A 24,123-nucleotide genomic window follows, 5' to 3' on the forward strand; every position below is an offset into this window, starting at 1 on the left:
ATGAGAGGGGCAACATGATGCGTTCGATCGTAGCGATGCACCGTTCCGCACGCGGCCTTGCGCTGTCCGCCCTGGCCAGCGCCATCCTCGCGCTGCCCATGGCAGCGCAGGCGGCCAGCAACGACAACAATGTCGAATGGGCCGGCCTGTTCCACGACCAGGGTCCGCTGTTTATCGACCACCCCGAGCCGACGGCCGCGCAGACCGTCACGCTCAGCTTCCGCACCTACAAGGGCGACATCACCAGCGCCAACATCAAGTACTACGACAGCGCGGACGGCGCCTTCCACTGGGTGGCGATGCACTGGGCATCGAACGATGCCACCGGCACCTTCGACTACTGGCAAGGCACCGTGCCGGCCAGCTCGTCCGAGAAGTACTACCGCTTCCAGCTCAACGACGGCAGTTCCACCGCCTGGTACAACGCGGCCGGCACCAGCAGCAGCGAGCCATCCTCCGGCGACTTCTATCTGATCCCGGGCTTCAAGACGCCGGACTGGATGAAGAACGGCGTGATCTACCAGATCTTCCCGGACCGCTTCTACAACGGCGACACCAGCAACGACGTGCAGACCGGCCAGTACACCTACGGCGGGCAGTCCACGCAGAAAGTGGCCTGGGGCGGCAGCGTGTTCGCCACCGGCAGCGGCTCCAACAACCTGGTGTTCTTCGGCGGCGACCTGGCCGGTGTGGACCAGAAGCTGGGCTATATCAAGCAGACGCTGGGCGCGAACATCGTCTATCTCAACCCGGTGTTCACCTCGCCCACCAATCACAAGTACGACACCGAGGACTACTACCACGTCGATCCGGCCTTCGGCAGCAACACCACCTTGCAGACGCTGATCGCCGACGTGCACTCCAGCAGCAACGGCCCGAAGGGCTATGTGATGCTCGACGGCGTGTTCAACCACACCGGCGATACCAGCCAGTGGTTCGACCGCTACAACTGGTGGAGCACGCAGGGTGCATACGAATCGACGTCGAGCCAGTGGTATGGCTATTACACGTTCCAGCAGTGGCCGAACACCTATTCCAGCTTCTATGGCTACTCGACCATGCCCAAGCTGGATTACGCTGCCAGCGGGTCGGCGGTGCGCAACCAGATCTATGGCAGCTCGACCTCGGTGGTGAAGACCTGGCTCGCTTCGCCCTACGGCATCGACGGCTGGCGCCTGGATGCGCCGCAGTACATCGACGCCGGCGGCAACAACGGCAGCGACGCCACCAACCACCAGATCATGGCCGAACTGCGCACGGCGGTGAAATCGGTGAATGCGAACGCCGAGATCCTGGGCGAGTTCTGGGGCAATGCCAACCCGTGGACCGGCAACGGCAAGGAATGGGACAGCGCACTCAACTACGACGGCTTCACGCAGCCGGTATCGGAGTGGATCACCGGCCAGGATTACAGCGGCAATGCCGCCAGCATTCCGTCGAGCCAGTTCGACAGCTGGCTGCACGGCACGCGCGCCAATTATCCCGGCAACGTGCAGCAGACCATGGCCAACTTCCTCAGCAGCCACGATATCCAGCGCTTCGGCCAGCGCGCCGGCGGCGATATCTGGAAAACCTATCTGGCGCTGATCTTCCAGATGACCTACGTGGGCACGCCGACGATCTACTATGGCGACGAGTACGGCATGCAGGGCGGCAACGATCCGGACAACCGCCGCACCTTCGATTGGACGCAAGGCACGACGACCAATGCGGCGGTGGCGCTGACGCAGAAGCTGATCGCCATCCGCAACCAGTACGCGGCGCTGCGCACGGGGTCGTTCATGAGCCTGCTTACGGACGACGGCAACAAGCTTTATGCCTACGGCCGCTTCGATGCCAGCCATCGCATCGCGGTGGCGCTTAACAATGACAGCAGCGCCCATTCGGTCACCGTTCCGGTTTGGCAGCTCAGCATGGCGAACGGCAGCGCCGTCACCGACCTGCTGAGCGGCAACACGTACACGGTGAGCGGCGGCAACGTAGTGGTGTCCGTCAATGGACACTACGGCGCGATCCTCGTGCAATGACCAGAGGCAGATGACGATGCAGAGCAAGCGCAAGGTGTTCGCGTGCTGACGGTGGCACTCCTGGCCGGCATGCTCGCCGCCGGCCCGGGAGCGGCGGACAGCTGGCGCGACAAGCTGGACTGGCAGGACAAGGAGGCGGTCGTCACGACCGCCTCCGACGGCAGCTACATGCTGCACGGCCCGTTCGGCCAGCGCCGCATCGGCGCACAGAAGCTGGTTTCGCACACTGCCAGTCCGCTGTTCGACGGCCTGTTCGCGATGGCGCAGGACGATCTGCGGCTGGATTCGGTGCAGGCGATCCGCGACGACGCCTTCGACCACGGCCAGGCGATTCCCTGCGCTTGCTTCGAGACCGGCGAGAAGTGGCATTACGTGTGGACGCGCGATCTCTCGTACGCGGTGGATATGTCGCTGTGGCGGCTGGATCCGCAGCGCGCGAAAGCTTCGTTGCGTTTCAAGCTTTCCGACGTGCGCGCGCCAGGCGTGCCGAACGGGCTGTATGCGATGCAGGACACCGGTTCCGGCGGCAGCTGGCCGATCAGCACGGACCGCGTGGTGTGGTTCCTCGGCGCGCGGCATCTGCTGGACGATGCGGCCTTCGCCGACGAAACCTGGCGCGCGCTGCTGGATACGCTGGCGCAGGACCGGCGCTATGCGTTCGATGAATCGTTCGGGCTGTATCGCGGCGAGACGTCCTTTCTCGACTGGCGCGAGCAGACCTATCCGGAGTGGACGAAGAATAACGTGGCCTTTATCGGCCAGTCGTTCTCGCTGTCCACCAATGTGCTGCACTACGAAGCGCTGCGCCTGGCGGCGAAGCTCGCACCGCGGCGCGGCGAATCGGCCGCCGCGTACGAAACCCAGGCGGACGCCTTGAAGCAGGCGATCAATGCGCACTTCTGGCGTGCCGATCGCCGCATGTACATGAGCTACATCGGCGGCGCGGATCATCCGGTGCCGTACGAAGCCTACGATCTGCTGGGTCTTTCGCTGGCGATCACCAGCGGCGTGGCGGACCCCGTGCGTGCGCGCGAGGCGCTGGCTGCCTATCCAACCTGGGAGGCCGGCAGCCCGGTGATCTGGCCGGAGCGCAAGGACCAGCCGATCTATCACAACCGCGCGATCTGGCCCTTCGTCAGCGAGTACGCGCTGCGCGCGGCGCGCCTGGTGAACGATCCGGCGCGCATCGAGCACGAGCTGCGCTCGCTGATGCGTGGTGCGGCGCTGGCCGGATCGAACATGGAAAACTTCGAGCTGGCCACGCAGTCGGTGCACGTCGACGAAGGCCCGCTCAGCGGGCCGGTGGTCGATTCGCCGCGGCAGCTGTGGTCGGTGGGCGCGTATCTGGACATGGTGATCCAGGGCGTGTTCGGCCTGGGCGAGGACGGCAAGGTCACGCCGAAGCTGCCAGTGGCGCTGGTGCCGCTGCTGTTCGGCGACGGGCAGCGCATCAGCCTGGATCTCGGCGGCCGGCGCATCGTGCTGGTGCGGCCCGCGGCGCTGGACGGCAACCTGCTGGTGGCTGGCGGCGAAAAGCGCGAGGGCAACAGCATCGAGGTGGCGCTCAAGGCGATACGCGTGGATGCGCCAGCCTTGCGGCGGGATGCGCCGCTGTATGCGCCTGCCACGCCCGCCGCGCCCAAGGTCACGGCCGATGGCAAGCAATGGCGTATCCAGGCGGATGGCGACCTGGTGCTGTACGTCAACGGCGAGCGGCGCGGCGCCGTGCGCGACGTCACGCTGGAGCGCACGGCTGCGCAGCAGTGCCTCAGCCTGACGCGGGTGGATGGGCACGGCATCGAATCGCTGCACAGCGCCACCGTCTGCAAGGGCGCGGAAGCACGCATCGGCGGCGCCTGGCCGCGCACGTGGACGGCGCCTGCGAGCGGCCGCTTCCAGCTGTCGCTCGACTACGCCAACGACCATGGCCCGATCAACACCGGCATCACCGCCGCCGTGCAGGTCGCCACCGTCAGTTGCGAAGGCGCCCAGGCCCAGCCGGTGGTGCTGGTGCTGCCGCACAGCGCAGGCAGGCAGCGTTCCACCACCGGCGGTTTCGAGGCCAGGCAGGGCCAGCATTGCAGCGTGGAGCTGGCGCCGGGCTTCAACATGTCGTACCTGAGCCACTTCGCCCATTACACCGGCGGGCAGGGCGGCGATGGCGGACCGCTGAACCGGGCCGAGGTCGGCGATATGCTGATCGCTCCTCTGGCGCCCGGAAGCACTGCCCCATGACGAGCAGCCCCACGACGAGCAGAACGAATGCAAAACCCGCGTTGTCGTTCTGGCAGATCTGGAACATGTGCTTCGGCTTTCTCGGCATCCAGTTCGGTTTCGCGCTGCAGAACGCCAACGTCAGCCGCATCTTCCAGACGCTGGGCGCGGACGTGGGCGACATCCCCATGCTGTGGGTGGCGGCACCGCTGTCGGGGCTGATCGTGCAGCCGATCGTCGGCTATCTGTCCGACCGCACCTGGACGCCGCTGGGCCGGCGCCGCCCGTATTTCCTGGTCGGCGCCGTGCTGGCTACGCTGGGCCTGCTGTGGATGCCCAATGCGCCGGCGCTATGGGTGGCGGCGGGGCTGCTGTGGATCCTGGATGCGTCGATCAATGTCTCGATGGAGCCGTTCCGCGCCTTCGTCGGCGACCAGCTGCCGCCGCGCCAGCGTCCGCTGGGCTATGCGATGCAGAGCTTCTTTATCGGGCTGGGCGCGGTGGTGGCCTCGGCGCTGCCGTGGATGCTGGAGCGCCTGGGCGTGAGCAATGCGCCGGGCGCCAGCGGCATTCCGGACACGGTGCGCTATGCGTTCTATGCCGGCGGCGCGGTGCTGCTGGGTTCGGTGCTGTGGACGGTGTGCTCCACGCGCGAATACCCGCCGGAGCAGCTGAGCGCGTTCGGGCACGAGCCGGCCGAGGAGACCGCGGTGGATCGCCGCTCCGCCTCGCGCTGGGGCTTGCGCTGGCTGGCGGCGGGCCTGGCGCTGACCCTGGTGGTGGCGAGCCTGCACCTGGAGAAGGAGCTGTTCCTGCTGACCGGCGGCATGAGCCTGTTCGGCGTCGCCCTGCTGTGGCTGGGCCGTACCGCCAGCCGCGGGCCGGCGGCGCAGGTGCTGGGCGACCTGTTCGGCATGCCCGAGGCGATGCGCCGGCTGGCCTGGGTGCAGCTGTTCTCGTGGTTCGCGCTGTTCGCGATGTGGATCTACACCACGGCGGGCGTCACCCAGGTGCACTACGGCAGCAGCGATCCGCATTCGGCGGCCTATAACGAAGGCGCCAACTGGGTGGGCGTGCTGTTCGCCGCCTACAATGGTTTTGCCGCGATCGCGGCGATCGTGATTCCGTGGATGGTGCGGCGCTGGGGCATCCGCATCAGCCACCTGGTGAACGTGTGGCTGGGCGGCGCGGGATTTTTGTCCTTCCTGCTGATCCACGATCCGCGCTGGCTGCTGCTGTCGATGGTGGGCGTGGGCTTTGCGTGGGCCTCGATCCTGTCGCTGCCGTACGCGCTGCTGTCGGACAACCTGCCGGCGCACAAGATGGGCCTGTACATGGGCATCTTCAATTTCTTCGTGGTGATCCCGCAGCTGCTCGCGGCCAGCGTGCTGGGCTTGCTGCTGCGCGCGTTCTTCCACGGCCAGCCGATCTATGCGCTGGTGCTGGGCGGGGTCAGTCTGTTCGTGTCGGGGTTGTGCGTGCTGCGGGTGCGCGAGCCGAGTGCGGCGTGATGGCGTAGGTTGGGGTGAGCCGCAGGCGAACCCCAACAGTGCGATGAGCTGGCAGGCGGCGATGTTGGGGTTCGCCTGCGGCTCACCCCAACCTACATGTCAGCGCCCGCGCAGACTGGATTTCCGCACCACCAGCTTCACCGGCAGCATCGCGCTCTCCGCCGGCTCGTCGCGAATCAACCGCAGCAGGTTATCCACCAGCGCCTCGCCGGCCTCCCGCGTGTCCTGCCGCACCGTGGTCAGCTGCGGATTGACGAAGCTGGCCATGGGGATGTCGTCGAAGCCGGCCACGGCAACGTCGCCCGGGATGCTCAGCCCCTGGTCGGCCAGCGCACGCATCGCGCCGATGGCGATCAGGTCGCTGGCCGCGAACACCGCATCGAACCGCGCGCCGCGCGCCAGCAGCGTTTCCAGGGCGGTGTAGCCGGACTGCTCGGTGCTTTCCCCGTTCACCTGCAGCGCGGGATCGACGCTGAGGCCGGATTTCTCCAGCACGTCGGCATAGCCGCGGTAGCGGTCGAAGAATTCGGGGTAATGGCTGGAGGCGTCGCCGAGAAAGGCGATGCGCTTGCAGCCCTGGGCCAGCAGATGCGTGGTGACGTCCTGCCCGCCGCGGAAATTGTCGCAGCCGATCGAGACGTCCGGCTGGTCCGGCAGCACCGCGCCCCAGCGCACGCAGTGGGTGCCCTGGGCCACCAGCTTCTCCAGCTTGTCGCGATAGGCCAGGTAATCGCCATAGCCGAGCAGCAGGATGCCGTCGGCCTTGCGGGTGTCGGCGTAGTCGGCGTGCCAGTCGTGCGAGAGCTGCTGGAACGAGACCAGCAGGTCGTAGCCGCGCTGGGCGCAGGCCCGGGTGATCGAGCCGAGCATGGACAGGAAGAACGGGTTGATGTGCGAGTCGTCCGCGGTGGGGTCCTCGAACAGCAGCAGGGCCAGCGTGCCGGAGTGGCGGGTGCGCAGGTTGGAGGCGTTCTTGTCGACCTTGTACTTGAGCTGGTCGGCCGCCTCCTGGATGCGCAGCCGCGTTTCCTCGCTCACCAGCGGGCTGCCGCGCAGGGCGCGCGACACCGTGGACTGGGAGACGCCCGCCAGGTGGGCGATATCGAAGGAAGTGGCTTTGCCTTTCTTCTGCACGTGGCGCGACCTCGCCCGGCGGACGCATGGGCCGGGTCAGGCGGGGATGCTAGCGGTTTTGGCCTTGCGCCGTCTTTTCGCCAGGGGGAAAAGAGGATGGGGAAAAGAGGATGGGGAAAAGACGACGGGGAAAAGACGACGGGGAAAAGACCGCGGGCAAAAGAAAGCCCCGAGGGCCAGGGGGGGACCCTCGGGGCGTGGCTGCGGATCCCAGGGGAAGGTCCGCCTTGCCGATGGCTCATCCAGGGAGGTGGTGAGCCGCGGACGCCGTTGCGTACGTCCGTGTCTATAGAACGTCCGAGGCTGGAAAAGTTGCAGCAAGTTTCCGAAAAAAATTCATTGGCTGTTCATTTGGAAATTCCAAATGCCGCGAAAGCTCAGTGCGCCTCGTCCCAGTTGGCGCCGACGCCAGCCTCCACAAGCAAGGGCACGCGCAATTCGGCCGCACCGGACATGCGCTGCACCACCGCGGCGCGTACCTCGTCAACCGCGTCCGCGCGCACTTCGAATACCAGCTCGTCGTGCACCTGCATGAGCATGTGGGCGTCGTCGCGGCCCTTCAGCCACGCGGCCACCGAGATCATGGCGCGCTTGATGATGTCGGCCGCGCTGCCCTGCATCGGCGCATTCACCGCGGCGCGTTCGGCGCCGGCGCGCAGGGCCTGGTTGCGGTTGCTGAGGTTCTCCAGGTACAGGCGGCGGCCGAAGATGGTTTCGACGTAGCCGTCGCGGTGCGCCTGCTCGCGCGTGGCGTCCATGAAGGCGTGCACGCCGGGATAGCGGGCGAAGTAGCGCGCCATGTAGTCGCTGGCTTCGCCGCGGTCCACGCCGAGCTGGCGCGCCAGGCCGAATGCGCTCATGCCGTACATCAGGCCGAAGTTGATCGCCTTGGCGGCGCGGCGCTGGTTGGCGCTGACTTGTTCCGGCGGCAGGCCGAACACTTCGGCGGCGGTGGCGCGGTGCACGTCGCCGCCTTCCTGGAACGCGCGCAGCAGGCCTTCGTCGCCGGACAGGTGGGCCATGATGCGCAGCTCGATCTGCGAGTAGTCCGCCGCCATCACCTTCCAGCCCGGCGGCGCGATAAAGGCCTGGCGGATGCGCCGCCCTTCCTCGGTGCGCACCGGGATGTTCTGTAGGTTGGGATCGGAAGACGACACGCGCCCCGTCGCCACCGCGCCCTGGTGATAGCTGGTGTGCACGCGGCCGGTGCGCGGGTTGACGATCTCGGCCAGCTTCTCGGTATAGGTGGAGCGCAGCTTGGCCAGGCCGCGGTAGTCCAGGATCAGGCGCGGCAGCGGATGCTCGTCGGCGATCGCTTCCAGCGCTTCCTCGTTGGTCGACGGCTGCCCCGTCGGCGTGCGCAGCTTGGCCGGCAGGCCGAGTTCGTCGAACAGCACGTTCTGCAGCTGCTTGGGCGAGTCCAGGCTGAAATCGTGGCCGGCGGCCTTCCACGCCTGCTGCTGCAGTTCCAGCATGCGCTTGCCCAGCTGCTGGCTTTGCAGGCGCAGGCTCGATACGTCGATCAGCACGCCGCGCTGCTCCATGCCGGCCAGCACCGGCACCAGCGGGATCTCGATGTTCTCGTACACGCCGAGCAGCTTCGGCTCGGTCTGCAGCAGCGGCCACAGCGCGCGGTGCAGGCGCAGGGTGACGTCGGCGTCTTCGGCGGCGTAGCGGCAGGCGGTGTCCACGTCCACCTGCGAGAAGGAAATCTGCTTGGCGCCCTTGCCGGCCACTTCCTCGTACTTCACGGTGTCGTAGCCGAGGTATTTGCGCGCCAGCGAATCCATGTCGTGGCGCGTGGCGGTGGCGTTCCACACGTACGATTCCAGCATCGAATCGTGCTTCAGCCCCTGCAGCACGATGCCGTAGAGCGACAGGATGTTGATGTCGTACTTGGCGTGCTGGCCGAGCTTGGGCCGCGCGGGGTCTTCGAAGATGGGTTTCAGCCTGGCCAGTACTTCGTCGCGCGGCAGCTGCTGCGGTGCGCCGGGATAGTCGTGCGTCAGCGGCACGTAGCAGGCTTCGCCGGTTTCCACCGACAGGCTCAGGCCGACGATTTCCGCGCGCATCGCGTCGATGCTGGTGGTCTCGGTGTCGAAGGCGATCAGTTCGGCCGTGCGCAGCTTGTCCAGCCAGGCGTCGAGCTGCGCTTCGGTGGTGACCAGTTCGTAGCGGCCGGGGCCGCTGAGATCGCCGGTCGGCTGCGCCGATACCGGCGTGGACGCCACGGCTGCAGCGGCGGGTGCGGGCGCGGCGGACTCGCCGCCTTCCATCTCCTTCAGCGCAGCCTTGAATTCGTAGCGGGTGTACAGCTCGCGCAGCTGGTCGGTGTCGCGGTCGCGCAGCTGCAGTTCTTCCACGCCGCGGTCCAGCGGCACGTCCAGCCGGATCGTCACCAGTTCGCGCGACAGCGGCAGCTGCGGCAGCGCCGCGCGCAGGCTCTCGCCGATCTTGCCGCCCACCTTGTCGGCCTGCGCGATCAGGCCGTCGAGCGAGCCGTATTCGGCCAGCCACTTGGCGGCGGTCTTGGGGCCGCACTTGGGCACGCCGGGCACGTTGTCCACCGAGTCGCCCACCAGGGTGAGGTAGTCGATGATCTGCTCCGGCCGCACGCCGAATTTTTCCATGACGCCGGCGTCGTCCATGGTGGTGTTGGTCATGGTGTTGACCAGGGTCACGCCGGGGCGCACCAGCTGGGCGAGGTCCTTGTCGCCGGTGGAGATCTCCACCTCGATGCCGCGCGCATGCGCTTGCACGGCCAGCGTGCCGATCACGTCGTCCGCTTCCACGCCGTCGACGCGCAGGATCGGAAAACCCAGCGCGCCGACGATGGCCAGCATCGGGTCGACCTGGGCGCGCAGTTCGTCCGGCATCGGCGGGCGGTTGGCCTTGTACTGGTCGTATAGCGCGTCGCGGAAGGTGGGGCCCGGCGCGTCGCTGACGAAGGCCACGTAGTCGGGCCTCGCCTTCAAGGTGGCGCGCAGCATGTTGACCACGCCGAACAGCGCGCCGGTGGGCTCGCCCTGCGAATTGGTCAGCGGAGGCAGCGCGTGGAAGGCGCGGTAGAGATACGAAGAGCCGTCGATGAGGATGAGCTTGGACATGGACGCCACGGGAAGCCTGGGAGAAGAAGGCAGGCCGCGCGCCATGCGGGCGGTCGCCGGCCGGAAGGGAAGCGCGAGTGTAGCGCCGATGTGCCGTGTTGCCGCGCTTCACGGTGCGGCGCGGCCCCGCTGCTATGCTCGGGACTTCGCGAGGAGATCCGATATGAAGCCTGCCGCCTTGTTCATTGCCCTGGGTGTTTTCGCCGCCGCGCCGGTGTTCGCGCAGTCGGCCCAGTCGCTGCCGCCGGCGCCGCCGCCGCCGGGCATGAACGACCCGGGCGTCAAGGCCACCCAGCCGCCGAAGCCGGCCACGGCGCAGAGCTCGCCCAAGTCGCCCGCCACGTCCGCGAAGCCGGGTGCCGGGCCGGCCGACGAGCCGCAGGTCACCGAGTGCACCAAGGACGACAACACCATCCAGGAATACCGCCGCAGCGGCTCGCTGTACCAGGTGGTGGTGAAGCCGAAGTTCGGCCCCGAGCAGATCTACCTGGTCGACCCCAAGGGCAACTACAGCCAGGTCAGCCAGAGCGGCCCGCGCGAGCCGGTGAAACCGGTGATGTACAAGGTGCTGGAGTGGGGCAAGAGCCGCCCGGCCGAGGGCGAGCCCTCCTGCGGCTCCTAAGCCCGGCATGAACCTGCGCGAGAGCTGGCTGCTGTTTGCGCTGGGCTCGGCGTTCTTCGCCGCGCTCACCGCACTGTTCGGCAAGCTCGGCGTGGCGGGGATCAATTCCAACCTCGCCACTTTCATCCGCACCGTGGTGATCCTGGTGGTGACGGCCGGCATCCTGAGCCTGCGCAGCGAGTGGGCGCGGCCCGCCGGCCTGTCGTGGCAGGCCTGGCTGTTCCTGGTGCTGTCGGGCATCGCCACCGGCCTGTCGTGGCTGTGCTACTACCGCGCGCTGCAGCTGGGGCCGGTGAGCAAGGTGGCGCCGATCGACAAGCTCAGCGTGGCCTTCGTGATCGTGCTGGGGCTGCTGGTGCTGGGCGAGAAGCCGAGCTGGCCGACCCTGCTGGGCGGCGCGCTGATTCTTGCGGGTGCGCTGGTGATCGCGATCTTCTGAAGCATCGGTCGACGCATGGCGTAGGTTGGGGTGAGCCATCGACGAACCCCAACGATGCGATACGCATCAAGGTGGCGATGTTGGGGTTACTGGCTGCATCAGCAGCCAGCCCTTCGGGCCATCCGCTGCGCGGATGTTCGCTACGGCATCCTGCCTTCGCAGTCGCCTGCGGCTCACCCCAACCTACGGTCAGCCATCGAGTTCGGCGTAATGGCGGAAGATGCCCATCTCGTTGAAGGGAATGCGCCGCGGCGAATCCAGATAGGCGGCGATGCGCGGGCGCTCGGCGACTCTTTCGGCCAGCGCGCTCAGCAGCGGTACTTTCTTGCGCATGCGCTTCATCGCTTCCGGGAACGCATAGGCCAGGCCGCTCATCACCTGGAACAGCGACAGGTCGACGTACGAATGGCGGCCCACTGCGTAGTGGCCGCCGGCCTTGTCGAGCACGTCTTCGAAATAGCCCAGATACTTCGGCATGCGGTGCTTGCGGAAATCCTCCGCGCGCTGCTTCGCGGCCGGGCGCTGGTCTTCGTAGTACAGGCCGCTGGCGATGGGGTGATGCGTGTCGTGCGCTTCCACCACCAGATCGGAAATGGTCAGCTCCAGCTGATGCGCATACAGGCGTCCGGTTTCGCTGTCCGGCACCAGCGCGTGGCGAGGACCGAGCCAGAACAGGATTTCCGCGGTCTGCGCGATGACCAGGCGCCCCGCCTTCAGAAACGGCGGCGCAAACGGCCGCGCACCGGGCCGCTCGCCGCGCAGGAACGGCAGGATGGCGTCGTCGCCCTGCTCGCGTGCGACGTCGGCGTAATCCGCGCCGGCGTCTTCCAGCGCCAGGCGCACGAATTCGCCGCGGCCCTGGATGCCGGTCCAGTAATAGAGCTGATAGCGCATGGCGTTCTCCTGCGGGGAACCGCCGACGCTAGGCGGGCACGGCTCAACGCGGCGTGATCTTCCGGCGTGCGTCGGCGAGGATCGCCGCGGTATCGCGGATGCGTTCCCACACCAGCGCCGCCACCGGCGACAGCGAGCGATGGCGACGGCGGACCAGGGTGACTTCGCGATGCACCACCGGCACCAGCGGCCGCGCCACCAGCGCGCCCGGCGCGGGCAGCGACAGCTGCGGCGCAACGCTCACGCCCAGGCCCGCTTCCACCATGCGGAATGCGGTGAGCGTGTGGCCGGCCTGCTGCGCGACCTGCGGATCGATGCGCTGCGCGGCGAGCTGGCGGTCGATCAGGCGGCGGCTGCCGGAGGTCTGGTCGAGCAGCACCAGTGGCTGGCCCTTGAGCTTCTTCCATGGCACGTCGGCCAGCGCGGCGAAGGGATGATCGGCGCGGCAGACCAGCACGAACGGATCGCGCAGGATGGTTTCCGTATCGAAGGATTCGCGGTCGGCCGGTTCGATGGCCAGGCCGAAATCCACTTCGCCGCTGCGCACGCTGTCCAGCACCAGCGTCTGCGCCTGGTCGTGCAGTTGCACCGTGAGCTGCGGATAGTCGCGTGCGCAGGCGGCGATGCTGGCCGGCATCAGGCCCGCGGAAAGGGTGGGCACCGAGGCCACGCGCACCTTGCCGCGCCGCCGCTCGCTTTCTGAATGCACGTGGGCGAGCACGCCTTCCAGTTCGTCCAGCACGCGCTCCACCGCGCCCTGCAGATAGCGGCCGGCTTCGGTGGGGACGACTTCGCGGGTGTTGCGGTCGAACAGGCGCACGTCCAGCTCGGCCTCAAGCTCCGCGATATGCCGGCTGATCGCCGGCTGGGTCAGGTGCAGGCTCTCGGCGGCGCGCCGGAAGTGCTGCAGGCGGGCCACGGCGAGGAAGGCGCGGAGCTGGCGCAGGCTGACATTCATGCGATGATCGTATCAGTGAATAAGATAAAACGATTTGATTTATCAATGGCCGGACGCTGCAATAGTCCCCGATCCCGCCCGACCAGCCCACGGCCATGTCCCTCCGCCGCTTCCTTCCCGACCGTTTCACCTGCGCGCTGATCCTCACCGTGACGCTGGCCACCGTGCTGCCCTGCCGTGGCGCCGCCGCGAGCGTGTTCGAGGTGCTGACCGACGTGGCCATCGCGCTGCTGTTCTTTCTGCACGGCGCCAAGCTGTCGCGCGAAGCGGTGGTAGCCGGCGCCACGCATTGGCGGCTGCACCTGACCGTGCTGGCCAGCACCTTCGTGCTGTTCCCGCTGCTGGGCTTGCTGCTGCGTCCGCTGCTGGCGCCGCTGGTGACGCCGGAGCTGTACCTGGGCGTGCTGTTCCTGTGCGCGCTGCCGTCGACGGTGCAGTCGTCGATCGCCTTCACCTCGATCGCGCGCGGCAATGTTGCGGCGGCGATCTGCTCGGCTTCGGCCTCCAGCCTGCTGGGCATCGTGATCACGCCGCTGCTGGTGGGCGTGATGCTGGAATCGCACGGGCAGGGCGGCATGTCCTGGGAAGCCATCGGCTCGATCACCTTGCAGCTGTTCGTGCCCTTCGTGGCCGGCCAGGTCGCGCAGCGCTGGATCGGCGGCTGGGTGGCGAAGCATCGCGGCCTGGTGTCCTACGTGGACCAGGGCTCGATCCTGCTGGTGGTGTACACCGCGTTCAGCGCCGCCGTGCTGCAAGGCCTGTGGAAGCAGGTGCCGCTGCCGGTGCTCGGCGGGCTGCTGGTGGTGAACGCGGTGCTGCTGGCGATCGCGCTGCTGGTGACGCGCTATGGCGCACGCGCGCTGGGCTTCGACCGCGCGGACGAGATCACCATCGTGTTCTGCGGCTCCAAGAAGAGCCTCGCCAGCGGCGTGCCGATGGCCAAGGTGCTGTTCGCCGGCCATCCGCTGGGCGCGATCGTGCTGCCGATCATGCTGTTCCACCAGATCCAGCTGATGACCTGCGCGGTGCTGGCGCGGCGGTATGCGGCGCGTTCGACGGAGTGGAAGGGCGCCGCGGAGACGCGCGGCGCCTAGGCGCAGGTTGGGGTGAGCCGAAGGCGAACCCCAACGGTGCGATGCGCTTGAAGGTGGCGATGTTGGGGTTTGCCTTCGGCGCACCCCAACCTACGTCGGTTTACCGATCAGTGCCGGAAGTGGCGCATCCCGGTAAACACCATCGCCATGCCGTGCTCGTCCGCCGCGGCGATCGTTTCCGCGTCGCGCATCGAGCCGCCCGGCTGGATTACCGCCGTGATGCCCGCCTGCGCCGCCGCGTCGATGCCGTCGCGGAACGGGAAGAACGCATCGGAGGCCATGACCGAGCCGCGCACTTCGAGTTTCTCGTCCGCCGCCTTGATGCCGGCGATGCGCGCGCTGTACACGCGGCTCATCTGGCCGGCGCCGATGCCGATGGTCTGGCGGTTGCGCGCGTAGACGATGGCATTGCTCTTGACGTACTTGGCCACCTTCCAGGCGAAGATCAGGTCGTGCACTTCCGCCTCGGTCGGTGCGCGCTTGGTCACCACTTTGAGGTCTTCCGCGGTGACCATGCCGCGGTCCGCGGTCTGGATCAGCAGGCCCGAGCCCACGCGGCGCACGTCGGCGCCCGGATGCGGGCTGCGCAGGTCGCCGTCGGCCGGCGGCGGGATCAGCAGCACGCGCACGTTGCCCTTCCTGGCGAAGGCCAGCAGTGCGTCTTCCGCATAGGCCGGGGCCAGCACCACTTCCACGAACTGGCGCTCCACGATGGCGCGCGCGGTGGCGCCGTCGAGCTCGCGGTTGAAGGCGATGATGCCGCCGAAGGCCGAGGTGGGATCGGTCTGGTAGGCCAGGTCGTAGGCGCGGCCCACGCCCTCGAGGCTCACCGCCACGCCGCACGGGTTGGCGTGCTTGACGATCACGCAGGCCGGCTTGGCGAAGCTGCGCACGCATTCCCATGCGGCGTCGGCGTCGGCGATGTTGTTGAACGAGAGTTCCTTGCCCTGGATCTGGCGGAACGTGGCCAGCGTGCCCGGCGCCGGATACAGGTCGCGGTAGAAGGCGGCGTGCTGGTGCGGGTTCTCGCCGTAGCGCAGGTCCATCAGCTTGACGAAGCGGCCGTTGGCCTGGGCGCCGAACAGGTCCTTGCTGGCGATCGCATCCTGCGTCTCGTTGAGATGGATGGACGAGAGATAGTCGCTGATCGCGCCGTCGTAGTTGGACACGCGGTTGAACGCGGCCACCGCCAGCTTGAAGCGCGTGGCGCGCGACAGGCCGCCGTGCTGCTCGATCTCCTGCAGCGCTGCGTCGTACTGGTCGGGCGAGGTGAGCACGCCCACGTCGTTCCAGTTCTTCGCCGCCGAACGCAGCATGGCCGGGCCGCCGATGTCGATGTTCTCGATGGCCTGTTCCAGCGTGCAGTCCGCGCGCGCCACGGTGGCCTCGAACGGATACAGGTTCAGCACCAGCAGGTCGATCGGCGCGATTTCCAGCTGCGCCATCACCGCGTCGTCGGTGCCGCGGCGGCCGAGCAGGCCGCCATGCACCTTCGGGTGCAGGGTCTTGACGCGGCCGTCCATGATTTCCGGGAAACCGGTCAGGTCGCTCACGTCGCGCACCGGCAGGCCGGCCTCGCGGATCGCCTTGGCGCTGCCGCCGGTGGAGAGCAGCTCGATGCCCTTGGCGGACAGGCGGCGGGCCAGGTCGATCAGCCCGTGTTTGTCGGAGACGCTGAGCAGGGCGCGGCGGATCGGCGCCGTGGAAGCTGCGGACATGAGGCGGGTTCCTGCGGGAAAGGCGCAATTATAGCGCCGCGGCTCCCCGGGTTGGCGCGCTCAGCGGCGCAGCACCAGGTGCAGCAGGGGAAATGGACGTCCGCTTGCATCCAGCTCGGAGCGGCCGATGCGCACGAAGCCGTAGCGCTCGTAGAAATGCGTGGCGCCGGGGTTCTGCTCGTTCACGTCCACCGTCCAGGGGACGCGCGGATCGCTGGAAACCACTGCATCCAGCAGCTGCCGCCCGATGCCGCGCTGGTGCAGCGAAGGGTGCACGAACAGCGCTTCGATATGCCGCTCGGAAATACCGACGAAGCCGGCGACGCGGCCTTCGAGCTCGGCGACCTGGACGTTTAGATGTCCAAAGATGCCGGGCAGGAAGCCGCGGAAGAAGACGATGTCTGCTTCGGTGAGGAAATCATGCGTGGCGCGCACGGCGGCTTCCCACAAGGCGACGATCGCTGCGTGGTCGGCTTCGGTGACGGGGCGGATTACAGCGGTGGACATCCTTGACCCCTCGATGCGGCAGCGCGCCGCGTCGAGTCTTCAGAGCAGGCCGTGGGCGGCGAGCTTCTTGCGCAGCGTGGCGCGGTTGATGCCGAGCGCGGTGGCGGCGCGGCTCTGGTTGCCGTCGTGCCAGGCGAGTACTTCGCGCAGCAGCGGGCCTTCCACTTCGCGGATGACGAGCGCGTGCAGACCTTCCGCGCACTCGGTGTCGCCGATATCGGCGAGATAGCGACGGACGGTGCGGGTAACGCATTCGCTCAACGCGCTCTGCGACGAGGACTCCTTGGCGGCCTCGGCAGCAGGCAGTCTGACGGCGTTCACGGACATCTCCCTCACATGACTTCGCGGCGACTGCATGGGTCGCCACATGTTGCTTTGGCTGGTACCGCGGGCGGCGGCTCGCATGGAACGCCGAACAGCAGTCGAAGGGGTGAGAGTTTACCCCTGTGACCGGAGAATTTTAAGTACTGATTTTCTTAGCGGACGGCCCGGTTCATTCGAAACCGATCTCGAAGGCCACCGCCTTGTTGCCCGGGTCTTCGACTTCCAGCACCAGCGCGGCATTGCCGCCGGCGGACAGGCCCTGCGCGACCGCGGCGCCGTCGCCAAGGTATTCGGACGGGCGCAGGCGGCGCATGGCGAGGCGCTTGCCGTCCACGTCGGACAAGGTCACCACCACCACCGGCCAGGGCTGGTCGAAGCCGGCGTCGTTGTGCACGGTGGCGCTGATCAGCAGTGCGCCGGGCACCGACGGGTGGGCTTGCACGTCGCGCGCCAGCAGGCGCAGCTGCGTGGTGTCCTGCACCAGCGGCAGGTTGCAGCCGACGCCTGCGCAGAGCTGGCGCAGCAAGGGGCCGGTGGTGGGATCGGCGACGAGGTCCTCGCGCTTGGCCCAGGCCAGCTGCGCGCACAGCAGCAACAGCAGGATGAGGCACGCCACCAGCCACGGCCAGCGGCGCGCGCCGCTGCTGCGAGCTTCGCGCGCGAAGCGCGGGGAGAACTTCAGCTGGGCGAAATCTTCGCCGGAGCCCGGCGCGCCGGCGTCGGCCGCGAAGGTCTGCGGCTCCGGGCGCGGCCGGTACACCGCCGTTTCCACCTGCGGCGGCGCGCCGGCGGCGCCGCGCTCAGGCAGGCGCTGGAACGGCTCCGGCGGCAGCTGGCCGCTGAGATTGTCCAGCGCGTTGAACTGGCCATGGCAATGCCCGCACACGACGCGGCCGCGCGCCTGCGCAAGGATTTCCGCATCCATCGAGAACACGGTCAGGCAGTCGGGGCATTGGGCGTACATGCGGCAAGTAGAGTCGGTGGCGCGTCGACCTGTAAAGGGTAGCCGCAAACGCGCCGGCGAATATGCAACCGCATCGGCGCTTTGGCGCCGGCTTCACGCGGCGCGGCGGCGTCCGCTGATGCGCACCCAGTCCTCGCGCACGTCCACGCGCAGATCTGTGAACCATTCGGCGTAGCGCTCGAGCAGTTCTTCTTCCTGGCCCTTGAGGATGCCCGAGATGGCGAACGGGGCACCGTGCTTCGCCGCGGCGGCGAAGGTCGGGGCCAGTTCCGCCAGCGGGCCGGCCAGGATGTTGGCGATGAAGACGTCGGCCGGCGACGCGCATGGATGCGCTAGTGCCGCGGGCGCAGGATGCGCAGGAGCGGCCTCCGGCATGAGGTCTTCGGGGAGGAACAGCGCCAGGCGCTCGGACACTTCGTTGCGTTCGGCATTGTCGGCCGAGGCGGTCAGCGCCTGCGGGTCGTTGTCCACGCCCACCGCGCTGGCGGCGCCGAGCTTGAGCGCGGCGATGGCGAGAATGCCCGAGCCGCAACCGTAGTCGACCACGGTGCGGCCCTGCAGCGCCTGCGCATCCAGCCATTCCAGGCACAGCGCCGTGGTGGGATGGGTGCCGCTGCCGAAGGCCAGGCCGGGATCGAGGCGCACCACCACCGCTTCGTCATCGGCGGGCGGTTCGATGTTCCACGGATAGATCCACAGCCGGCGGCCGAACTGCATCGGCTTGAAGGTATCCATCCACGCGCGCTCCCAGTCCTGGTCGGCGACGTCGCGGTACTGCACCTGGTCCGGTTCCAGCCACGGCAGCAGTTCGCCCAGCGCCTCGGTCAGGCCGCGCCGGTCGGCGTGCTCGTCGAACAGCGCGTTCAAGGTGATGGTCGGCCACAGCGGCAGCTCGCCCACGCCCGGTTCGAAGATGGCCTGCTCGTCCGGCGTTTCCGCATCGGCGTCCTGCAGGGTCACGGACAGCGCGCCGATGTCCTCGAGCGCTTCTTCCACGCGCGGCTGCTGTTCGGAGCGGATGGTGAGGGTGAGTTCGAGGAAGGGCATGGGCGGCAATGCAGTGATGGAGCCGCGAGGCGGCCGGAAGATAAAGCCCCTCTCCCGCCGGCGATCCGAAGGTAGTCCCCGTGGGAGAGAGGGGTTGGGGTGAGGGTGCGGGCGGAGCGTAAGAGTGACGTGCACCGCTCCGCCCGAACCCTCATCCGCCTGCCGGCACCTTCTCCCGGAGGGAGAAGGATTCCAGCATTGGAGGGTCGTGCTAGTGCGCCTGTTCCTTCTGCTCCGCCATGCGCTTTTCCAGGTAGTGGATGTTCTGTCCACCGTGCTGGAAGCCGACGTCGGCCATGATGCGCTGCTGCAGCGGGATGTTGCACTTCACGCCTTCGATCACCGTCTCGGCCAGGGCCAGGCGCATGCGCGCGATGGCGGTCTCGCGGTCGGGGCCGTGCACGATCAGCTTGCCGATCATCGAATCGTAGTTCGGCGGGATCTTGTAGCCGTCGTACAGATGCGTGTCGACGCGCACGCCCGGGCCGCCCGGGGCCTCGAAGCGCTTCACCGTGCCGGGCGAGGGCAGGAAGCTGTCCGGGTCCTCGGCGTTGATGCGGCACTCGATGGCGTGGCCGTGGATCTTGATGTCTTCCTGGCGGATCGACAGCTTCTCGCCGCCGGCGATCAGCAGCTGCTCGCGCACCAGGTCGATGCCGGTGATCAGCTCGGTCACCGGGTGCTCCACCTGGATGCGGGTGTTCATCTCGATGAAGTAGAAGCGGCCGCCCTCGAACAGGAATTCGAAGGTGCCGGCGCCGCGATAGCCGATGCGCAGGCAGGCGTCGACGCAGACCTTGCCGATCTGCTCGCGCAGTTCCGGCGTGATCCCCGGCGCGGGTGCTTCTTCCACCACCTTCTGGTGGCGGCGCTGCATCGAGCAGTCGCGCTCGCCCAGGTGGATGGCATGGCCCTGGCCGTCGGCCAGCACCTGGATTTCCACGTGGCGCGGATTCTCCAGGAACTTCTCCATGTACACCTGATCGTTGCCGAAGGCCGCCTTGGCCTCCTGCTTGGTCATGGTGATGGCGTTGCCCAGGTGCGCCTCGGTGCGCACCACGCGCATGCCGCGGCCGCCGCCGCCGCCGGCGGCCTTGATGATCACCGGGTAGCCGATCTCGCGCGCGATGCGGATGTTCTCGTCCACTTCGTCGCCGAGCGGGCCGCCGGAGCCGGGCACGCAGGGCACGCCCGCGGCCTTCATGGCGCGGATCGCTTCCACCTTGTCGCCCATCAGGCGGATCACGTCCGCGGTCGGGCCGATGAAGATGAAGCCCGACTGCTCCACCTGCTCGGCGAAGTCGGCGCGCTCGGACAGGAAGCCGTAGCCCGGGTGGATGGCCTGGGCGTCGGTGATCTCGGCCGCGGCGATGATGCGCGGGATATTGAGGTAGCTGTCGACCGACGGCGCCGGGCCGATGCAGATCGACTCGTCGGCCAGGCCGACGTGCTTGAGGTTGCGGTCGGCGGTGGAATGCACGGCGACCGTCTTGATGCCGAGGCTATGGCAGGCGCGCAGCACGCGCAGCGCGATCTCCCCCCGGTTGGCGATGACGACTTTTTCCAGCATGGGCATGGTCGTCGGCCGCTCAGGCGATCACGAACATGGGCTGGTCGAACTCCACTGGCTGGCCGTTCTCGACCAGGATGGCCTGCACCGTGCCGCCGACGTCGGCTTCGATCTGGTTGAACATCTTCATGGCTTCGATGATGCCCAGCGTCTCGCCCGCCTTGACCTGCTGGCCGACCTTGACGAAAGCAGCGGCGCCCGGGGTGGCCGAGGCATAGAAGGTGCCGACCATCGGCGCCTTCACCACGTGGCCGGCCGGCAGCGTGCTGGCGGGAGCGGCTTCGGCGGCGGGCGCGGGAGCGGCGGCCGGGGCGGGGGCCTGCATCACCGGCGCCATCACGGGGGCGGCCGCCACGTTGACGGTTCCCTTCGGCACGCGCGACAGGCGCACGACTTCTTCGCCTTCCTTGATCTCGAGCTCGGCGAGGTTGGATTCCTCGAGCAGGTCGATCAGTTTCTTGATCTTGCGCAGGTCCATCGGTCAAACCTTTTCGTTGGTGCCGCCGCGGCGGCAGGGAAGGGAATGCTTGAGGTGGCGGGCGCTCAGGAGGCGGCCCGCTCCAGGCGGCTGAGCGCCGCTTCCAGGGCCAGCCGGTAGCTGTCCGCGCCGAAGCCGCAGATCACGCCCACGGCGACGTCGGCCAGGTAGGAGTGGCGGCGGAACGGTTCGCGCGCATGCACGTTCGAGAGGTGCACTTCCACGAACGGGATCGCCACCCCGGCCAGCGCGTCGCGCAGGGCGATGCTGGTGTGGGTGAAGGCGCCGGGATTGAACAGGATGATCGCCACCTGCTCGTCGCGAGCCTGGTGGATGCGGCCGATCAGCTCGTGCTCCGCATTGGACTGGAACCAGGCCAGCTCGTGGCCGGCGGCCTGGGCGCGCGCGGCGAGGGCAGAGTTGATGTCAGCCAGCGTGGCGCGGCCGTAGATGTCCGGTTCGCGCACGCCCAGCAGATTGAGGTTGGGTCCGTGCAGGACCAGGATCTTCGCCACGCCGAAACCTTCAACGGGACCGGGCAGGACCCGGCGACCGGCGGGAGTGTGCGCGCAGTCGGCAATGTTGTCCAGTTCGGCGCAGATCGGCGATGTTCGGCGGAGAAGTTCGCGTTAAACCGTGCGAGGCCGTATGGCTGCCGGAATGGCCTCAGGGCGCGGCCGGGGCCGCCAGCCAGCGTTCCAGGGTGGCGGCGTCCAGGGCGCCGCGGCGTGCATCGAGGATGCGGCCGTTGCCGTCCAGCAGCACGCTGTACGGCAACACTTCGCCGACGTTGCCCAGCCGCAGCGAGGTGCTGGGACTTTCCAGCTGGCCGAGCAGGATGGGGTAGTTCACCGGATGGGCGGCCAGAAACGCGCGCGCCCGGGCCGGTTCGTCCATGGCGATGCCAATGATGATGGCGCCCTGTTCGCCGAATTTCGCCTGCGTCCTGGCCAGCGCCGGCATCTCGTCCAGGCAGGGGCCGCACCAGCTGGCCCAGAAGTTGAGCAGCACGCGGCGGCCATGGAACTCGGACAGGCGATGTTCCCTGCCGTCCAGCCCCGGCAGGGCCAGGTCCGGACGCATGTCGCCCACCTTCGCCGCCTGCACCCCGCCCGGCGCATGCGCCTGCCGGCTGGCGTGCTGCAGCCAGCCGCCCAGCGCGGCGACCAGCACCGCCGCGCCGAGGATCAGCCAGTTGCCGCGGCTGAGCATTACTTCGCCGCCTCGGTCAGTGCCTGCTCGACCAGGGAAGCGGTCAGCACCGTCGGCAGCTTGCGGCCTTCGCCGCCGTTCTTCGGGAACACCACGTACAGCGGCACGCCGGGCGTGTGGTACTGCTGCAGGAAGGCAGTGATGTCCGGGTCTTCGTTAGTCCAGTCGCCCTTCATATAGACGGCGCCGGTACGCTTGAGCAGGTCGTGGAAGGCGTCCGTGGCAAGCACGGCGTGCTCGTTGGCCTTGCAGGTGATGCACCAGTCGGCGGTCATGTCCACGAATACCGGGGTGCCGGCCTTGCGCAGCTCGGCCAGCTTGGCCGGGGTGAAGGCGACGGTGCCTTCCGCGGCGCTGGCGGCCGCCACCGGCGGCGGCAGATGCGCCAGGTAATACAGCGGCGCGAGCGCAAGCAGCAGCGGCAGCACGGCCAGGACACGCGCGCCGGCGCTGCGATAGCGGGCCCGCTCGAACCACCACAGCGCCATCGCCAGCATCACGCCCGCCACCAGCAGCAGGCCCACGGCGTCGGCGCCGCGCTGGTTGGCCAGCACCCAGGCCAGCCAGGCGGCGGCCAGGTACATCGGGAAGGCCAGCACCTGCTTGAGCGTGTCCATCCATGCGCCGGGCCGCGGCAGCAGGCGCGCCAGCGCCGGCACGTAGCCCACGGCGAGGAAGGGCAGGGCGAGACCCAAGCCCAGCATCACGAACACCAGCATCGCCTGCGCGGTCGGCGCGGCCAGCGCATAAGCCAGCGCGCTGCCCATGAACGGCGCGGTGCAGGGGCTGGCCACCACCACCGCGAGCACGCCGGTGAAGAAATCGCCGGCCAGGCCCGCGCGGCTCGCCAGGCCGCTGCCGGTATTGCCCAGCGAGGCGCCGAACTGCACCACGCCGGACATCGACAGCGCCACCGCCAGCATCACCAGCGACAGCGTGGCCACCACCAGCGGCTTCTGCAGCTGCGCGCCCCAGGCGGCTTTCAGCGACAGGATCACCAGGCCCAGCACCACGAAGCTCACCAGCACGCCGGCGGTATAGGCCAGCGCATGGCGGCGCCGGTGCGCGGGGCTCTCGCCGCTTTCGATCAGGCCGACCGCCTTGATCGACAGCACCGGCAGCACGCACGGCATCAGGTTCAGCACGAGGCCGCCGCCCAGGGCGAGCAGCAGGGCGGCCCACAGGCTCACGTCCAGCGCGGCGGCGGGGCGCGTTTCCGGCGCGGGGCCCGCCACGGTCTCGCCGGTGGCGACGGCGCCGCCGGCCAGGTCCACGGTGACCGCGCGCGACATCATCGGATAGCACAGTCCGCCGTCCTGGCAGCCCTGGAAGCTGGCTTCGACCGCCAGCTGCTTGAGCTTCGAAGTGTCGCCCTCGATCGCCACCGGCAGCTCGACCTGGTCGAAGTACACGGTGACGTTGCCGAAGTGCGGGTCCTGCTTGGTCGTGCCCTGCGGCCACTGCGGCTGGCCCAGCTTCAAGCCTGCGGCATTGAGATGCAGCGAAGTCTGGTCGCGGTACAGGTAATAGCCCTTGGGCATGGTCCAGCGCAGCAGCAGCTGGTTCGGCGAGCGGGCCAGGGCTTCGAAGCGGAACGCCTGCTCGGCCGGCAGCGGCGCGCTGTCGGTGCCGGGTGCGGCGCCCGGCGGCGTGCCGCCGAGTTGGGCGAGCGCGGCGCCCAGGGTCTGCGGCGCGGCGGCGTCGGCCTGCGCGGTGCCGGCGGGCAGCGGCAGGTCCAGCTGTTCGGTATGCGGCGGATAGCAGATCTTCGGCTCCACCTCGTGGCAGCCCTGGTAGCGCACGGCGATCTTCAGCCGCTGCGTGCCGGCGGCCACGGTGTAGGGCACGGTGGCGTCCACTTCGTGGTGGTAGATCTCCACGTCGCCGAGGTATTCGTCGTGATGCCTGGCGCCGTCGGGCAGCTTCGCCTCGCCGGCGGTGATGCCTTCCGCCCCGGTGAACTTCATGCGGCCGCGATAGAGGTAGTAGTCCGGCGCGATGTCCCAGTGCAGCTTCAGCACACCCGGCGTGGAGGCGTCGGCCTTCAGCTTGTAGGCCTCGGTCACCGGCAGGATGCCGTCGTCGTCCTGCGCCAGGGCGTTGCCGATGCCGGACAGCAGCAGGGCCAGGCCAAGCAGGATAAGAGCGGGCCAGGCGAGGGCGGGGAAGCGCGCCGTCGGTCGGATCAGGCGGATCGGTTGCATTGCGGCTCCAGCGAAGGGCGTGCCCGGCGCGGGGACGCGGGCGATCTCGGATTATGGCGCAGCCGGCCTGCGCAGCGCCGGCCGGGGGAGGACAGCGGG

General features: G+C 68.3%; 20 protein-coding genes. 6 read left to right on the forward strand and 14 right to left on the reverse strand.

Annotation, left to right across the window (positions count from 1 at the left end; all coding sequences use genetic code 11):
- Positions 1-14 precede the first annotated feature (14 nt).
- Genes FHW85_RS17805 through FHW85_RS17815 form a run of 3 tightly spaced genes read left to right on the forward strand, consistent with a single transcriptional unit; the run spans position 15 to position 5,752 of the window.
- A complete protein-coding gene (locus tag FHW85_RS17805; protein ID WP_246866809.1) occupies positions 15-2,027 on the forward strand; it encodes a glycoside hydrolase family 13 protein in 2,013 nt (670 codons plus the stop codon).
- Between the two features lie 42 nt (positions 2,028-2,069).
- Positions 2,070-4,262: a Six-hairpin glycosidase-like protein gene (locus tag FHW85_RS17810; RefSeq protein ID WP_168649144.1), complete on the forward strand. Its 2,193-nt coding sequence runs from the start codon at positions 2,070-2,072 to the stop codon at positions 4,260-4,262.
- Positions 4,259-5,752: an MFS transporter gene (locus FHW85_RS17815; RefSeq protein ID WP_168649145.1), complete on the forward strand. Its 1,494-nt coding sequence runs from the start codon at positions 4,259-4,261 to the stop codon at positions 5,750-5,752. The genes FHW85_RS17810 and FHW85_RS17815 overlap by 4 nt, the downstream gene beginning before the upstream one ends.
- A 99-nt stretch (positions 5,753-5,851) precedes the next feature.
- Here the strand turns inward: FHW85_RS17815 and FHW85_RS17820 are convergent, their stop codons facing one another.
- Positions 5,852-6,886 (reverse strand): LacI family DNA-binding transcriptional regulator, encoded by a 1,035-nt coding sequence (locus tag FHW85_RS17820; protein WP_168649146.1) that lies wholly within the window; start codon positions 6,884-6,886, stop codon positions 5,852-5,854.
- Between the two features lie 377 nt (positions 6,887-7,263).
- Positions 7,264-9,993: a DNA polymerase I gene (gene polA / locus FHW85_RS17825; RefSeq protein ID WP_168649147.1), complete on the reverse strand. Its 2,730-nt coding sequence runs from the start codon at positions 9,991-9,993 to the stop codon at positions 7,264-7,266.
- Between the two features lie 163 nt (positions 9,994-10,156).
- Between polA and FHW85_RS17830 the strand changes: the two genes are divergently transcribed.
- Positions 10,157-10,615 carry a DUF2782 domain-containing protein gene (locus FHW85_RS17830; RefSeq protein WP_168649148.1) on the forward strand — a complete coding sequence of 153 codons (459 nt, stop codon included), beginning with the start codon at positions 10,157-10,159 and terminating at the stop codon, positions 10,613-10,615.
- 7 nt (positions 10,616-10,622) lie between these two features.
- Positions 10,623-11,054, forward strand: a complete 432-nt coding sequence (locus tag FHW85_RS17835) for an EamA family transporter (RefSeq protein ID WP_167255230.1) — start codon at positions 10,623-10,625, stop codon at positions 11,052-11,054.
- Between the two features lie 189 nt (positions 11,055-11,243).
- Here the strand turns inward: FHW85_RS17835 and FHW85_RS17840 are convergent, their stop codons facing one another.
- Positions 11,244-11,948 carry a glutathione S-transferase gene (locus tag FHW85_RS17840; protein WP_168649149.1) on the reverse strand — a complete coding sequence of 235 codons (705 nt, stop codon included), beginning with the start codon at positions 11,946-11,948 and terminating at the stop codon, positions 11,244-11,246.
- A 43-nt stretch (positions 11,949-11,991) separates the two neighbouring features.
- Positions 11,992-12,906 carry a LysR family transcriptional regulator gene (locus FHW85_RS17845; protein WP_168649150.1) on the reverse strand — a complete coding sequence of 305 codons (915 nt, stop codon included), beginning with the start codon at positions 12,904-12,906 and terminating at the stop codon, positions 11,992-11,994.
- Between the two features lie 95 nt (positions 12,907-13,001).
- On the opposite strand from FHW85_RS17845, the gene FHW85_RS17850 reads away from it, so the two are divergent.
- Positions 13,002-14,000, forward strand: coding sequence for a bile acid:sodium symporter family protein (locus FHW85_RS17850; RefSeq protein ID WP_168649151.1), 999 nt, complete (start codon positions 13,002-13,004; stop codon positions 13,998-14,000).
- A gap of 107 nt (positions 14,001-14,107) precedes the next feature.
- Here the strand turns inward: FHW85_RS17850 and purH are convergent, their stop codons facing one another.
- From purH to FHW85_RS17900, 10 genes are all read right to left on the reverse strand, one after another.
- Entirely contained in the window at positions 14,108-15,718 is a 1,611-nt protein-coding gene (gene purH, locus FHW85_RS17855) for a bifunctional phosphoribosylaminoimidazolecarboxamide formyltransferase/IMP cyclohydrolase (protein ID WP_167255238.1), read from the reverse strand.
- Between the two features lie 60 nt (positions 15,719-15,778).
- Entirely contained in the window at positions 15,779-16,225 is a 447-nt protein-coding gene (locus FHW85_RS17860; RefSeq protein WP_167255240.1) for a GNAT family N-acetyltransferase, read from the reverse strand.
- Positions 16,226-16,264: 39 nt separating this feature from the next.
- On the reverse strand, positions 16,265-16,552 hold the full coding sequence (locus FHW85_RS17865; RefSeq protein WP_051548587.1) for a helix-turn-helix domain-containing protein: 288 nt from the start codon (positions 16,550-16,552) through the stop codon (positions 16,265-16,267).
- Positions 16,553-16,718: 166 nt separating this feature from the next.
- Entirely contained in the window at positions 16,719-17,513 is a 795-nt protein-coding gene (locus FHW85_RS17870; protein ID WP_168649152.1) for a zinc-ribbon and DUF3426 domain-containing protein, read from the reverse strand.
- A 93-nt stretch (positions 17,514-17,606) separates the two neighbouring features.
- The gene (gene prmA, locus FHW85_RS17875) at positions 17,607-18,560 is read right to left on the reverse strand and encodes a 50S ribosomal protein L11 methyltransferase (protein WP_167255243.1); all 954 of its coding nucleotides are present in this window, start codon (positions 18,558-18,560) and stop codon (positions 17,607-17,609) included.
- Between the two features lie 211 nt (positions 18,561-18,771).
- On the reverse strand, positions 18,772-20,130 hold the full coding sequence (accC, locus tag FHW85_RS17880) for an acetyl-CoA carboxylase biotin carboxylase subunit (protein ID WP_168649153.1): 1,359 nt from the start codon (positions 20,128-20,130) through the stop codon (positions 18,772-18,774).
- 19 nt (positions 20,131-20,149) lie between these two features.
- On the reverse strand, positions 20,150-20,608 hold the full coding sequence (gene accB / locus FHW85_RS17885) for an acetyl-CoA carboxylase biotin carboxyl carrier protein (RefSeq protein WP_168649154.1): 459 nt from the start codon (positions 20,606-20,608) through the stop codon (positions 20,150-20,152).
- Between the two features lie 65 nt (positions 20,609-20,673).
- On the reverse strand, positions 20,674-21,123 hold the full coding sequence (aroQ, locus tag FHW85_RS17890) for a type II 3-dehydroquinate dehydratase (protein WP_168649155.1): 450 nt from the start codon (positions 21,121-21,123) through the stop codon (positions 20,674-20,676).
- A gap of 151 nt (positions 21,124-21,274) precedes the next feature.
- Complete coding sequence (locus FHW85_RS17895) at positions 21,275-21,820, reverse strand: TlpA disulfide reductase family protein (protein WP_168649156.1); 546 nt, start codon at positions 21,818-21,820, stop codon at positions 21,275-21,277.
- Positions 21,820-24,024, reverse strand: a complete 2,205-nt coding sequence (locus FHW85_RS17900) for a protein-disulfide reductase DsbD (protein ID WP_168649157.1) — start codon at positions 24,022-24,024, stop codon at positions 21,820-21,822. The genes FHW85_RS17895 and FHW85_RS17900 overlap by 1 nt, the downstream gene beginning before the upstream one ends.
- Positions 24,025-24,123 lie beyond the last annotated feature (99 nt).

The organism is Dyella sp. SG609, from assembly GCF_012275375.1.
GTDB classification, from domain to species: Bacteria; Pseudomonadota; Gammaproteobacteria; order Xanthomonadales; family Rhodanobacteraceae; genus Dyella_D; species Dyella_D marensis.